The sequence below is a fragment of the Streptomyces hokutonensis genome, from assembly GCF_042751305.1.
Classification (GTDB): Bacteria; Actinomycetota; Actinomycetes; order Streptomycetales; family Streptomycetaceae; genus Streptomyces; species Streptomyces hokutonensis_A.
Map to the genome: position 1 here is coordinate 170,895 of NZ_JBHYWD010000012.1, position 13,214 is coordinate 184,108.

At 72.0% G+C, this 13,214-nt stretch carries 14 protein-coding genes; 10 read left to right on the plus strand and 4 right to left on the minus strand.

The window, feature by feature from the left end:
• Nucleotides 1–110 precede the first annotated feature (110 nt).
• Nucleotides 111–950 carry a hypothetical protein gene (locus ACFXC1_RS29960; RefSeq protein WP_381248128.1) on the plus strand — a complete coding sequence of 280 codons (840 nt, stop codon included), beginning with the start codon at nucleotides 111–113 and terminating at the stop codon, nucleotides 948–950.
• On the opposite strand, the gene ACFXC1_RS29965 is transcribed toward ACFXC1_RS29960, so the two are convergent.
• Entirely contained in the window at nucleotides 918–2,276 is a 1,359-nt protein-coding gene (locus ACFXC1_RS29965) for a right-handed parallel beta-helix repeat-containing protein (protein WP_381248130.1), read from the minus strand. The genes ACFXC1_RS29960 and ACFXC1_RS29965 overlap by 33 nt on opposite strands.
• A gap of 65 nt (nucleotides 2,277–2,341) precedes the next feature.
• Between ACFXC1_RS29965 and ACFXC1_RS29970 the strand changes: the two genes are divergently transcribed.
• Entirely contained in the window at nucleotides 2,342–3,463 is a 1,122-nt protein-coding gene (locus ACFXC1_RS29970) for a Dyp-type peroxidase (RefSeq protein WP_381248431.1), read from the plus strand.
• On the opposite strand, the gene ACFXC1_RS29975 is transcribed toward ACFXC1_RS29970, so the two are convergent.
• Entirely contained in the window at nucleotides 3,378–4,151 is a 774-nt protein-coding gene (locus ACFXC1_RS29975) for a L,D-transpeptidase (RefSeq protein ID WP_381248434.1), read from the minus strand. The genes ACFXC1_RS29970 and ACFXC1_RS29975 overlap by 86 nt on opposite strands.
• Nucleotides 4,152–4,356: 205 nt before the next feature.
• Between ACFXC1_RS29975 and hemW the strand changes: the two genes are divergently transcribed.
• Both hemW and ACFXC1_RS29985 read left to right on the plus strand, forming a co-directional pair.
• Nucleotides 4,357–5,589, plus strand: coding sequence for a radical SAM family heme chaperone HemW (gene hemW / locus ACFXC1_RS29980; protein WP_381248133.1), 1,233 nt, complete (start codon nucleotides 4,357–4,359; stop codon nucleotides 5,587–5,589).
• 100 nt (nucleotides 5,590–5,689) lie between these two features.
• A complete protein-coding gene (locus ACFXC1_RS29985; protein WP_381248136.1) occupies nucleotides 5,690–6,256 on the plus strand; it encodes a Uma2 family endonuclease in 567 nt (188 codons plus the stop codon).
• On the opposite strand, the gene ACFXC1_RS29990 is transcribed toward ACFXC1_RS29985, so the two are convergent.
• The gene (locus tag ACFXC1_RS29990) at nucleotides 6,246–7,046 is read right to left on the minus strand and encodes a DUF3097 domain-containing protein (protein ID WP_381248139.1); all 801 of its coding nucleotides are present in this window, start codon (nucleotides 7,044–7,046) and stop codon (nucleotides 6,246–6,248) included. The genes ACFXC1_RS29985 and ACFXC1_RS29990 overlap by 11 nt on opposite strands.
• Nucleotides 7,047–7,080: 34 nt before the next feature.
• Complete coding sequence (locus tag ACFXC1_RS29995) at nucleotides 7,081–7,800, minus strand: MBL fold metallo-hydrolase (protein WP_381248142.1); 720 nt, start codon at nucleotides 7,798–7,800, stop codon at nucleotides 7,081–7,083.
• Between the two features lie 174 nt (nucleotides 7,801–7,974).
• Here ACFXC1_RS29995 and hrcA point away from each other — a divergent pair, with 174 nt between their 5' ends.
• From hrcA to ACFXC1_RS30025, 6 genes are all read left to right on the plus strand, one after another.
• Nucleotides 7,975–8,991 (plus strand): heat-inducible transcriptional repressor HrcA, encoded by a 1,017-nt coding sequence (gene hrcA, locus ACFXC1_RS30000; RefSeq protein WP_381248145.1) that lies wholly within the window; start codon nucleotides 7,975–7,977, stop codon nucleotides 8,989–8,991.
• A complete protein-coding gene (dnaJ, locus tag ACFXC1_RS30005; RefSeq protein ID WP_381248147.1) occupies nucleotides 8,992–10,128 on the plus strand; it encodes a molecular chaperone DnaJ in 1,137 nt (378 codons plus the stop codon).
• Nucleotides 10,129–10,251: 123 nt separating this feature from the next.
• A complete protein-coding gene (locus ACFXC1_RS30010; RefSeq protein ID WP_381248150.1) occupies nucleotides 10,252–11,328 on the plus strand; it encodes a nitronate monooxygenase in 1,077 nt (358 codons plus the stop codon).
• A complete protein-coding gene (locus tag ACFXC1_RS30015; protein ID WP_381248152.1) occupies nucleotides 11,325–12,080 on the plus strand; it encodes a 16S rRNA (uracil(1498)-N(3))-methyltransferase in 756 nt (251 codons plus the stop codon). The genes ACFXC1_RS30010 and ACFXC1_RS30015 overlap by 4 nt, the downstream gene beginning before the upstream one ends.
• A 28-nt stretch (nucleotides 12,081–12,108) precedes the next feature.
• Nucleotides 12,109–12,501: a VOC family protein gene (locus ACFXC1_RS30020; protein ID WP_381248155.1), complete on the plus strand. Its 393-nt coding sequence runs from the start codon at nucleotides 12,109–12,111 to the stop codon at nucleotides 12,499–12,501.
• A gap of 142 nt (nucleotides 12,502–12,643) precedes the next feature.
• The gene (locus ACFXC1_RS30025) at nucleotides 12,644–13,156 is read left to right on the plus strand and encodes a hypothetical protein (protein WP_381248437.1); all 513 of its coding nucleotides are present in this window, start codon (nucleotides 12,644–12,646) and stop codon (nucleotides 13,154–13,156) included.
• Nucleotides 13,157–13,214: the final 58 nt, after the last annotated feature.

The window sequence follows — 13,214 nt, forward strand, 5'->3', positions numbered from 1 at the left end:
CCCGCGCCCGCCGCGGCGCGTCCTCCGCCCGCCGGTGCTGGTGCGGCGGGGGCCCCCCCCGCGGCGGGGGGCCCCCCCCCCCCCCCCCCCCCCGCCTGTAGAGACGTGTCATGCGTATCAAGGCGAAGAAGAAGGCGAGCCGACGGGTGGTGGCCGCGCTCGTCGGCCTCGCGACGGTGGGCGTCGGCGGTGCCGCCGTCCTCGTGTCCAGGGGCGACGAGGGACCGCGGGCCGTCTCGGCCGGTGAGGCTCAGCGGATGGCGCTGGCCCGCTTCCGTACGTACCGCGAGAGCCCGTCGGCCGTCACCCTCCGGGCCGTGACCCCGGGCGGAACCACCGTGATCCACGCCGTCGTCGACCACCGCACCCACCGGGCGGTCGGCACGTACGAGGTGGCGGGCGCGGGGAACGACGGGCAGGGGGTGCTCGCCTGGGACCTGGGGGGCGTGGCGGTCGCGCGGGGCCGGCGGGCAGGGGCGGTCGCCGGTGGCGCCGGGATCGGGGCCGGGGCTCTGCAGCGGGTGGTCCGGGGCGTGGGGGAGCGGGAGTGGGTGCGGCGGGGGTTCAGCGGGGATCCGCTCGACATCGCCCTGCGGCTGACGACGTCCATGGCGGCCGACCGGCCTGACAACGCCCAACTCCTCGCACAGTCAGGCCCGTTGTGGCTGCGGGACGACCGGATCGACGGTCGTTCGTACGGTGTCTTCACCGGGCCGCGGCCCCGCCCCCAGGGCACCGGCCGCCCCACGGTGCCGTCGGCGTCCGGGCGCTCTCCCCTGACGTACTGGATCGACGCGGACGGCAGCCTCCGCCGCCTCACCGCGGACCTCGGGCCGGGCCGGACGGTACAGGTCGATGTGACGGCGGGACATGTGCCCGGGAAGCTGCCTGACGGGCCGTGGAAACGGAGGTCGGGCTCAGCCGGTGCGGATCGGGACCGCGGTCGGTGACTTCGGGAGCCGGAAGGCCCCGGGCTCCACATGGCCCGGCAGACCGGTCGCGGGGCGCGGAGCCGCTGTGGGGGCGCCGGGCATCGCGGGCTGGGCCGGGGGTGCGGGGACGTCCTGGAAGGAGATGCCCGGGGGAGCCTGGACGGGGAGGGCGCTGCCGAGGGGCGGGCGGCCGGTGCCGGGCTCGGCCGGGGCGGCGGTGTCCGGCACCGCGGTCGTCCCCGCCCCCGTCGCCCGGTCGCAGCCCGCGATGCCGGACAGGTTCCCCGGGCTGCTGCTCGACTCGGCGTTGCCGGCGAAGCAGTTGCCGGCCGGGGCGCCGGTGGACAGGACCAGGTCGGTGCCGTTGCCGGTGGCCCGGTTGGCGCGCACGGTGTTGCCGCGGGCGGGGTAGCCCTGGACGTCGCTCAGCAGGACGCCGGCCGACCGGTTGCCGCTGATCAGGTTGCGCTCGATCACGTTGTCCCGGCCGCCGCCCGCGCCGATGCCGATGCCGAAGCCGCCGTCGGCCTGTTCGGGGCTCGCCGCGTCGTTGTTGTCGGTGAAGGCGTTGCCCGCGACGACGGCGCCGTGCTGCGGGCCCAGCGCCTCCAGGTCGTTGGAGTCGAGGGTGAGGCCGACCCGGTTGTGGGAGGCGCGGTTGCCCAGCAGATACAGCCGTTCGGAGGCGTTGGTGACCTCCAGGCCCACCGCGTTGTGCTCGACGGTGTTGTGCCGTACGACGGTGTCGCAGGGCCGGCACTGGCCGACGTAGATGCCGGAGTCGGCCTGCCCGGAGGCGTAGGAGTGCTCGATGACGCCGGAGCGGGCGTCGAAGGCGTAGATGCCGTACAGGGCGTTGTCGTAGGCCGTCACGTACGAGGCCCGGAAACCCTTGAGGGGTGGGAACTTGACCGTGTCCAGCGGGTCGTACGCCGAGCCGCCGGCGCGGCCCGCCTGGAGCGTCGCGTCCGTCACGCCGGTGAACAGGACGCCGTTGGCGAGATGGTCGCGTACGGTCAGGTTCTCCACGGCCGCGCCCGCGCCGGTGACGGTGATGCCGTTGGGACGCTTGAACTCCCCGTCCACGACCACCGTCGAACGGTCGGTGCCGCGCAGCACCACGCCCGGCTTGGCGACGGTCACGCTCTCCCGGTAGACGCCCGGCGACACGAGGACAAGGCCGCCGGGCCGCACCCGGTCCACCCCCTCCCGCAGGGACGCGGCGTCCTGCGGGACACGGACGACGGCGGCTCCCGCCGAGCCGCCGGGCGCACCGCCGCCGGAGATGGCACCGCAGGCGGTGAGGACGGCCGTGGCCAGGAGCAGGGCCGCTGCTCGGGACACATGACGGAGGGGACGCGGGAAACGGTTGGGTCGCACCCCGCAGATGTATCGTCCCTTTCGTGCCCATGGCAACGAATGCCGGATTCGACACGCTTGATGTTCCCGCCCGGACCGGCCTCCCCCGCCGGCACGTCCTGGCCGCCGCGCTGCTTCCCCCTGCCGTGACGGCGACCGGCTGCACGCGCGACGACCCGGCGCCCGGGCGGCGCGGGCCCGCTTTCGAGTGCGCGCGGCAGGCCGGGGTGACGACACCGCAGCAGGCCGCGGTACTCGTCATGGCGTACGACCTGCACGCCGGCCTGCGCGGCGCGGCGGGGGCGCGTGCGTTGCGGGGAGTGCTCCGAAGGTGGCGTCGAGCCGTCCCCCAGGCGCCGGACCCGGGCGCGCACCTCACCGCGACCGTCGCCGTCGGCCCCCGGCTGCCCGGGCGCCTTGGCCTCCCGGCGCCCGCAGGCCTGGACGAGCTGCCCCCCTTTCCCGGCGACCGGCTGGACCCCGCCCGCTGCGGGGGCGACCTCCTCCTCCAGGTCTGCGCCGACGACGCCCGCAGTGCCGCCGGTGCCGCCGCCGAACTGAGCCGGCTGGCCGGTGACGTACTGCGGCCACGCTGGCGGCAGGCCGGGTTCCTGCCGCCGACGCCCGACGGCTCCACCCCGCGCAACCTGCTCGGCTTCAAGGACGGCACGGGGAACCCGACGCCCGACGAGTGCGAGCGCTGGGTGTGGTCGCAGGACGCGACCTTCCTCGTGGTACGGCGTGTCCGGCTGCGCGTAGAGGCGTTCGCGCGCCTGGCCGCGCACCGGCAGGAGGAGGTCATCGGCCGCCGCCGGGCCGACGGCGCCCCACTGGGCGGCGGCCGGGAGGACGACGACGTGGACGTCTTCGCCAAGACACCGCAGGGCCGGTACGTCACCCCGCTGCGCTCCCATGTCCACGCGGCCAGCCCCCGCTTCGACGCGGGAGCCCGGATGCTGCGCCGCGGCTACTCCTACGACGACGGCCCCGGTGACCGGGGACTGCTGTTCCTCGCCTTCATGCGTGATCCGGCGCTGTTCGTACGGGTGCAGCAGCGGCTGGCGGTGCGGGACGACCTGAGTCAGTTCACCGAGCACCGGGGTTCGGCGGTGGCGTATGTACTGCCGGGGGTGGGTTCCCATGCGGATCCGGGCGCTCCGCTGCTGGCCTGAGACCGCGTTCCGTGCCGGGTTTCGTCCCCCAGATGTACACCGCGTCGTCCTCCGTGAGCTCGTCCCACAGCCGCCGGGCGTCGTTCAGCTGGAGGTTGACGCAGCCGTGCGATCCGCCCTTGAACAGGTCGACCAGGCTGCCGTGGAAGGCCTGCCCGTCGCTGAAGAACTGGGAGTAGGGCATCGGCGCGTTGTCGTAGAGATCGGAGTAGTGGTCCTGGTCGCGCCAGTACACGGAGAACCAGCCGGTACGGGTCTCGTAGCCGTCGCGCCCGGAGCGGATGGGCACCGGTGCGAACGTCACCCGCCGGCCCTCCTGGACCCACATCAGCTGCCGGTCCAGATCCACGCAGGCCACCTTGTAGTCGCGGACCGGGCAGTTTCCGGCCGCGTTCGGGTCCGGCCGGGCCTGGACGACGAGCATCGTGCGATAGGTCGCGAGACTGGCGTAGCCGTCGGCGGGCCGTACCTCGTTGCGGGACTGGAAGGCGCTGATCGCCGCGCAGTCGGCGGGGGACTGGTGTCCGTCCGGCGGCAGCCGGAGATAGCTCTCCAACTCGCGCTGGTAGGGGCCGGTGCCGGTGGAGCAGGAGGTGGGGGCGGCCGAGGGGGCAGGGTCGGTCGAGGGGGCGGGGGTGGGGGCGGCTCCGGCGGTGAGCGTCAGGGCGACGACGAGGACCGCTGCCAGACTTCCCGCACGGATCCCCGGCCCGCTCCCTGTTCGGCTCCCTGTTCCGCTTTCTGTGCGGATTTCCGTTCGGGGTGTCCCCACTGAGCCTCCCGGGTAGTTCGCGTCCTCCGCCTCGGCTTCCAGGAATACGGCACACCGTCCGCGCCGTCCGCCCGGGCTGGGCCGTCCGTGGCCGGGACGAACGTACGGGACAATGGAGGACATGCCTTCCGCACTCCCCGACGGCGATCCCGTCCCCGACGACGGCGCCCTGCCCCCGCAGGCGCTCGCCGGTGCCGTGGACCGCCCCCTCGGGTTCTATCTGCACGTCCCGTACTGCGCGACCCGCTGCGGCTACTGCGACTTCAACACCTACACGGCGACCGAGCTGCGCGGCACGGGCGGAGTGCTGGCCTCCCGCGACAACTACGCGGACACCCTGATCGACGAGGTCCGCCTGGCCCGCAAGGTCCTCGGCGACGACCCCCGCCCGGTCCGCACGGTCTTCGTCGGCGGCGGTACGCCCACGCTGCTCGCGGCGGGCGATCTCGTCCGGATGCTGGGCGCGATCCGCGACGAGTTCGGCCTGGCGCCGGACGCGGAGATCACCACGGAGGCGAACCCGGAGTCGGTCGACCCCGCCTACCTCGCGGCCCTCCGCGACGGCGGCTTCAACCGCGTCTCCTTCGGCATGCAGAGCGCGAAACAGCACGTACTGAAGGTCCTGGACCGAACGCACACCCCCGGCCGCCCCGAGGCGTGCGTCGCGGAGGCCCGTGCGGCCGGCTTCGACCACGTCAACCTCGACCTGATCTACGGCACCCCGGGCGAGAGCGACGACGACTGGCGTGCGTCCCTCGACTCCGCGCTCGGCGCGGGCCCCGACCACATCAGCGCGTACGCCCTGATCGTCGAGGAGGGCACCCAGCTCGCCCGCCGGATCCGCCGCGGCGAGGTCCCGATGACGGACGACGACGTGCACGCCGACCGGTACCTCATCGCGGACGAGGTGATGTCGGCGGCGGGCTTCGACTGGTACGAGGTCTCGAACTGGGCGACGTCGGAATCCGGCCGTTGTCTCCACAACGAGCTGTACTGGCGCGGCGCCGACTGGTGGGGCGCGGGCCCCGGAGCGCACTCGCACGTCGGCGGGGTGCGCTGGTGGAACGTGAAGCACCCGGGCGCGTACGCGGGGGCGCTGGCGGCCGGACGGTCACCGGGTGCGGGCCGCGAGATCCTCTCCGAGGAGGACCGCCGGGTGGAGCGGATCCTGCTGGAGCTGCGGCTCCGGGAGGGGGCACCGCTGGACCTCCTCCACGAGGACGGCCTCAAGGCTTCCCGCCGGGCCCTCAACGACGGACTGCTGGAACAGCGGCCCTACGACGAGGGGCGCGCCGTGCTCACGCTGCGCGGGCGGTTGTTGGCGGATGCGGTGGTGCGGGACCTGGTGGACTGATCACTCGGGTGGGTGAATCCAAGCAGAACGCCGGTTCGGTCCTTAGGCTGGTTCCCAAGCTGCCGTCGACAGAACGCGGCGGATGCGGAGGGCCACGGAGATGACCGCTGTGGATGATCGCCGAGTGCGTGAGGCGTTCGAGAACCTTGAGGTTCCCGAGGGCTTCAAGGCTGAACTCATCCGGGGGGACATCGTGATGATGGCGGGGCCCGACAAGGTCCACAACCGCATCGTGCAGTCCGTGCAGGACCAGATTCCCTCGAGTCGGTGGGAGCGCCTCCAGACGCAGGATGTGGCATTCCCTGGCGAGAACAGCGAGCCCCAGCCGGATCTCGTAGTCATGGAGATCGGTGCGGACGACGGTCCGGGACGACTCGTGCCCGCTCCCGCCGTGACGATGCTTGTCGAGGTCGTATCGAAGACCAGCGCCCACCGGGACTACGTGGACAAGCGGTCGATCTACGCCGCAGGGGGTGTCCCCGTCTACTTGATCATCGATCCGTTCGAGGCCAAGTGCGTGGTGCTGACGGAGCCGACCGGGACCGGCTTGGCGGCGAACTATCAGTCCGAGCGGACGCGTAAGTTCGGAGACCTCGTAACGCTGCCGATCGTGGGCATCGACCTGGATACGACCACATTCGCCACCTTGCCGCGTCTCATGCCGTGACGAAGTCGATCAACTCCTCCACCCGCCCCAGCAGTTCCGGCTCGAGATCCTTGTAGGACTGGACCTTGGCCAGAATCGCCTGCCACACCGCACCGGTGTTTTCCGGCCAACCCAGAGCCCGGCACACCCCCGTCTTCCAGTCCTGCCCGTGCGGCACGCGGGGCCAGGCCGCGATGCCGACCGAGGACGGTTTCACGGCCTCCCAGATGTCGATGTACGGGTGGCCCACGACAAGCGCGTGCTCGCTGGTGACCGACTGGGCGATGCGCCACTCCTTGGTGCCCGGCACCAGGTGGTCCACCAGGATGCCCAACCGCGCGTCCGGGCCGGGGGCGAACTCGTCCACGATGGCCGGCAGATCGTCGACGCCCTCCAGGTACTCGACCACCACGCCCTCGATGCGCAGGTCGTCGCCCCACACCCGCTCGACGAGCTCGGCGTCGTGCCGCCCCTCGACGTAGATCCGCCCGGCGCGGGCCACACGCGCGCGTGCACCGGGAACGGCGACCGAACCGGATGCCGTACGAGTAGGCCGTAGCGCACTCGACGACGGCGGCCTGACGAGGGTGACCACGCGGCCCTCCAGGAGGAAGCCGCGCGGCTCCATCGGGAACACCCGGTGCTTGCCGAAGCGGTCCTCCAGGGTGACCGTGCCGGCCTCGCAGCGGATCACCGCTCCGCAGAAACCGGTGCCCGGCTCCTCGACCACCAGGCCCGCCTCCGCGGGGACCTCGGGGGCCGGCTTGGGCTTCTTCCACGGCGGGGTCAGGTCGGCGGAGTACTGGCGCATTCGGATGACGATAGGAGAACCGGGCCGACCCTCATCACGACACGCCGAAACGCGTTGCCAACGCGTCCCGTTGGGCCCGCACGAACCCCGCGTCCACCGCCGCTCCGTGACCGGGCACGTACAGCGCGTCCTCGCCGCCCAGGGAGAGGAGCTGGTCGAGCGCCGCCGGCCAGTGCGACGGTACGGCGTCCGGGCCTGCCTGGGGTTCGCCGGACTCCTCGACCAGGTCGCCGCAGAACACGACCGCCGGGGAGCCGGGGACGAGGACCGCGAGGTCGTGGGCGGTGTGTCCCCGCATCGCCAACAACTGGACCTCCGGGCCGCCGTCCATGTCGAGCACCGCGGGGCCCCACACATATTCACGGGGGCACACGAGGACGTCCGCCGCGTTCTCCGCCGCCTCCGGATCCAGCCCGTTGCGCACCGCGTCGGCCCGCAACTCCTCGCCGCCGTGCTCGAACACCTCGCTCAGGCCCCCGGCCACGAGGACCGTCGCCCCGGCAAAGACCGCCGCCCCGAAGACATGGTCGAAATGGGCGTGGGTGAGCGCGAGATGGGTCACACGGCGCCCGGCGAGCGCCTGCGCCTCCCTGCGCAACCGCGCGCCCTCCGCCACACTCGACCCGGCGTCGATCATGAGCGCCGAGCCGCCCCCGACGACCAGGCCGACCGTGCAGTCCCAGCCAGGCAGCCGGCACCGGCCCACCCCGGCGGCGAGCCGCTCCCACCCCGCCTCTTCCCAAGTCACCGTCATACGGCGACGCTAACGGTGACGGCACCCCACGGCGTGACATCGCAGGACCGGCCTTGCCCGGGGTGTACCCCACAGCCGTACACTGGGCCGGGGAACGCTGGCACTCGCGCGCACAGAGTGCCAGGAAAGGGCAGCCCGGTAACAAAACGGCGACCAGAACTGGAGGTGTGCGCGATGCTCAGCGAACGCAGGCTTCAGGTACTGCGCGCCATCGTCCAGGACTATGTCGGCACCGAGGAGCCGGTGGGTTCCAAGGCGCTCACCGAGCGGCACAGCCTGGGCGTCTCCCCGGCGACCGTGCGCAACGACATGGCGGCCCTGGAGGACGAGGGGTACATCGCCCAGCCGCACACCAGCGCCGGCCGCATCCCGACGGACAAGGGCTACCGCCTGTTCGTCGACAAGCTCGCCGGCGTCAAGCCGATGACCGGCCCCGAGCGCAAGGCGATCCAGAACTTCCTGGACGGCGCCGTGGACCTCGACGACGTGGTGGGCCGTACGGTACGGCTGCTCGCGCAGCTCACCCGGCAGGTCGCCGTCGTGCAGTACCCCTCGCTGACCCGCTCGACCGTCCGCCACGTGGAGCTGCTGTCGCTGGCCCCCGCGCGCGTGATGCTCGTGCTGATCACCGACACCGGGCGGGTCGAGCAGCGCATGGTGGACTGCCCGGCCCCCTTCGGGGAGTCCCCGCTCGCGGATCTACGCGCGCGGCTCAACAGCCGGATCGCCGGCCGCCGCTTCGCGGACGTGCCGCAGCTCGTGCAGGACCTGCCGGACGCCTTCGAGAACGAGGACCGCGGCACGGTCGCGACGGTGCTCTCCACCCTCCTGGAGACCCTCGTCGAGGAGACCGAGGAGCGGCTGATGATCGGCGGCACCGCCAATCTCACCCGCTTCGGACATGACTTTCCCCTCACCATCCGCCCCATCCTGGAAGCCCTGGAGGAGCAGGTCGTCCTCCTCAAGTTGCTTGGTGAGGCGGGGGATTCGGGCATGACCGTACGGATCGGTCACGAGAACGCCTACGAGGGCCTCAACTCCACTTCCGTGGTGTCGGTCGGTTACGGTTCGGGCGGCGAGGCAGTCGCCAAGCTCGGCGTGGTCGGACCGACCCGCATGGATTACCCGGGAACGATGGGAGCGGTACGCGCAGTGGCACGGTACGTCGGACAGATCCTGGCGGAGTCCTAAGTGGCCACGGACTACTACGCCGTTCTCGGCGTGCGTCGCGACGCGTCGCAGGATGAGATCAAGAAGGCCTTCCGCCGGCTCGCGCGCGAGCTGCACCCGGACGTGAATCCGGATCCGAAGACCCAGGAGCGGTTCAAGGAGATCAACGCCGCTTACGAGGTGCTCTCGGACCCGCAGAAGAAGCAGGTCTACGACCTCGGCGGCGACCCCCTCTCGCAGGCGGGCGGCGGCGGTGCCGGCGGCTTCGGCGCGGGCGGCTTCGGGAACTTCTCGGACATCATGGACGCGTTCTTCGGTACGGCGTCGCAGCGCGGACCGCGCTCGCGCACCCGCCGGGGCCAGGACGCCATGATCCGGCTGGAGATCGAGCTGGACGAGGCGGCCTTCGGCACCACGAAGGACATCCAGGTCGACACGGCCGTCGTCTGCGGCACCTGCAACGGCGAGGGCGCCGCCCCCGGCACCTCCGCGCAGACCTGTGACATGTGCCGCGGCCGCGGTGAGGTGTCGCAGGTGACCCGGTCCTTCCTGGGCCAGGTCATGACGTCCCGCCCGTGCCCGCAGTGCCAGGGCTTCGGCACCGTCGTGCCGACGCCGTGCCCGGAGTGCGCCGGCGACGGCCGCGTCCGCTCGCGGCGCACGCTCACGGTGAAGATCCCGGCCGGTGTGGACAACGGCACGCGGATCCAGCTCGCGGGCGAGGGCGAGGTCGGCCCCGGCGGCGGCCCCGCCGGTGACCTGTACGTCGAGATCCACGAGCTGCCGCACGCGATGTTCCAACGCCGCGGCGACGACCTGCACTGCACGGTCACCCTCCCGATGACGGCGGCGTCCCTGGGCACGAAGGTGCCGTTGGAGACGCTGGACGGCATGGAGGAGGTCGACATCCGCCCGGGCACCCAGTCCGGCCAGTCGATCCCGCTGCACACGCGGGGCATCACGCATCTGCGCGGCGGTGGCCGGGGCGACCTCATCGTGCATGTCGAGGTCACCACCCCGACCAAGCTCGACGTGGAACAGGAACGCCTGCTCAGGGAGCTGGCGAAACTGCGCGGCGAGGAGCGGCCTCTCGGGCAGTTCCAACCGGGTCAGCAGGGGCTGTTCTCGCGGCTGAAGGACGCCTTCAACGGCCGCTGAGCCGATCGTCGAACCGGTCGTCGAATCAGTCGTCGAACCGGTCTCCGCGCGGGCATGCATCTGTCCTATGCCCGGCGGAAGGGCGGATTCGGACTTGTTCGGAGGACGTGACAACATGCCGTCATGTCCTCCGCACTGACCGATCTCTTCCCACATCCGATCGTGCAGGCCCCCATGGCGGGCGGTGTCTCCGTACCGCGTCTCGCGGCCGCCGTGTCCGAGGCCGGCGGGCTGGGATTCCTCGCCGCCGGGTACAAGACGGCCGACGGCATGTACCAGGAGATCAAGCAGCTGCGGAGCCTGACGTCCCGCCCCTTCGGCGTGAACCTCTTCATGCCGCAGCCGGAGTACGCGGACAAGGCGGCCGTCGACGTCTACGCCCACCAGCTGGCCGGCGAGGCCGCCTGGTACGACACGGAGCTCGGCGACCCGGACAGCGGCCGCGAGGACGGCTACGACGCGAAGCTGTCCGTCCTGCTCGACAACCCGGTGTCCTTCGCCTCCTTCCACTTCGGTGTCCCCACCCGTGAGGTGCTGGACTCGCTGCGCCGGGCCGGCACCTTCACCCTCGTCACGGCGACCACCGCCGAGGAGGCCCTCGCCGTGGAGCGGGCCGGTGCCGACGCGGTGATCGCGCAGGGCGTCGAGGCCGGCGGCCACCAGGGCACCCACCGCGACCTCCCGGAGAACGACGGCTCCGGCATAGGACTGCTCTCCCTGGTCGCCCAGATCCGCGAGACCGTGAGTCTCCCGATCGTCGCCGCCGGCGGTCTGATGCGCGGCAGCCAGATCGCCGCAGCTCTCGCGGCGGGCGCGAGCGCGGCCCAGCTCGGCACGGCATTCCTCGCCACCCCCGAGTCCGCGGCGAACGTCCTGCACAAGCAGGCACTCACCAACCCCCTTTTCACCCGTACCGAGTTGACCCGCGCGTTCTCCGGCCGCCCGGCCCGCGGCCTGGTCAACCGCTTCATGCGCGAGCACGGTCCGTACGCCCCCGCCGCGTACCCCGAGGTCCACCACCTCACCTCCCCGCTGCGCAAGCAGGCCGCCGCGGCCGGTGACGCGCAGGGCATGGCGCTGTGGGCCGGACAGGGTCACCGCATGGCACGCGAGCTGCCGGCGGGCCAACTGGTCGAGGTCCTGGTCGCCGAACTGGCCGCCGCCCGGACAGCGTTGTCGGCCGGGGGTGACCTCCGATGACGGCACCGGTGTTCATCCTCGATCCCCTGGTGATCCCGGATTTCAGTGGCGGCGAGGTCGTTCTCGACGGTTCCGAGGGCAGGCACGCGGTCTCGGTGAAGCGCCTGCGGCCGGGTGAGGACATCATGCTCACCGACGGGCGCGGCCGGTATCTGGACGGTGTCGTCAAGACCGTGGAAGGCAAGGACCGGCTCATCGTTCTCGGCTCCACCGTCTACGAGGAGCCCCAGGAACAGCCCCGCATCACCGTCGTCCAGGCCCTCCCCAAGGGTGACCGCGGCGAGCTGGCCGTGGAGACGATGACCGAGACCGGCGTCGACGCCGTCGTCCCCTGGGCGGCCTCCCGTTGCATCACGCAGTGGAAGGGCGAGCGCGGTCTGAAGGCCCTCGCGAAGTGGCGGGCCACCGCCCGCGAGGCCGGCAAGCAGTCCCGCCGGCTGCGCTTCCCGGAGGTCGCGGACGCCGCGACGAGCAAACAGGTTGCCGCACTTCTCGCCAAAGCCGACTTCGCCGCCGTACTCCACGAGGACCGTGACTACGGCAGCGAGCCCCTCGCCACCGCCGAACTCCCCGCCGAGGGCGAGATCGTGCTGGTCGTGGGCCCCGAAGGCGGCGTCTCCCCCGAGGAGTTGGCACTCTTCGAGGAGGCCGGGGCGAAGGCCTACCGGCTCGGGCGCAGCGTGCTGCGCACATCGACCGCCGGGACAGCGGCCACCGCCCTGCTCATGGGCCGTACCGGACGCTGGTCCTGAACTACCGGAACGACAGGGGAGAACCGTCGTGGAACTGGCCCAAGTGAGGCTGCTCGTCACCGACTTCGCCGCCTGCTACCGCTTCTACGCCGAAGTCCTCGGCCTGAAGCCGCAGTCGGGGGCGGCCGAGGGACCGTACGAGAAGTTCAGCCCGGCGGTCGGGTCGGCCGGGATCGCGCTGCAGGACCGGGCGATGATGGCCCAAGTCCTCGGTGAGCTGGGGGAGTTGGTGACCGGACACCGCTCGCTGGTGGTGCTGCGGGTGGACGACCTGGACGCGTACTGCGAGCAGGTCGCCGACCGGGGGGCGACCCTTCTCCATGGCCCCGCGCCGATGACGGACCGGATGCGGGTCGCGCATCTCAAGGACCCCGAGGGCAATGTGGTGGAGCTTCAGGAATGGCTGCTGCTCCGGGGCTGACGATCGTGCGCCGGTGACCGCGCCCCCGGCGCACGGGTGGCCGTATGCGCTCTTCCGTGTGCGCCCCGACGGTGGCAGGCTGCCGTCCATGGGGGCGTTGAGGCAGAACTGGCGTCGGCCCCGCGGACGGCGGGTGGCCGCCGTGGCGGGGCTCGCGATGGTGTCCGTGGGCGGGGTCGTCGCGTGCCAGCCCGGTGATCTCAGCGCGGCGACCGTCGCGTACACCACCGACAAGACGGCGACCGCGGAGCTCAAGCGGGACCATGTGAGCGTCCGTTATCTGACCTGCACGGGCAACTACGGCAGCGGCAACAAGGCCTACACGCCCGGGAGGACGCCCTCGCCGACCGAGTCCACCGTCGTCTCCGTGGACTGCCAGGGGCAGACGAACGACAACCGGACCATCACCGTCACCGGCAAGGTCACCCGGGCCGTCGACGGCGCCTGTGTGCGCGGCGACCTGGTCGCCAAGGTGGGCGGCAAGCAGGTGTTCCACGTGACCGGGCTCGGCGACTGCAACGCGGCGACACCCTCGTCCGTGGTCAACCCGAACCCGAGCCTCACCTACGGCCCGGGACCGACCGTCACCGTCACGGTCACCAAGACCATCTGGTGCAAGGGCGACCCGAGTTGCTGGCCCGTGCAGGGCAAGTGAGGGCCCTTCCATAGCGGGCAAGTGATCCAAACCGCTGTCCTCACAGGCCCCCGCTGCA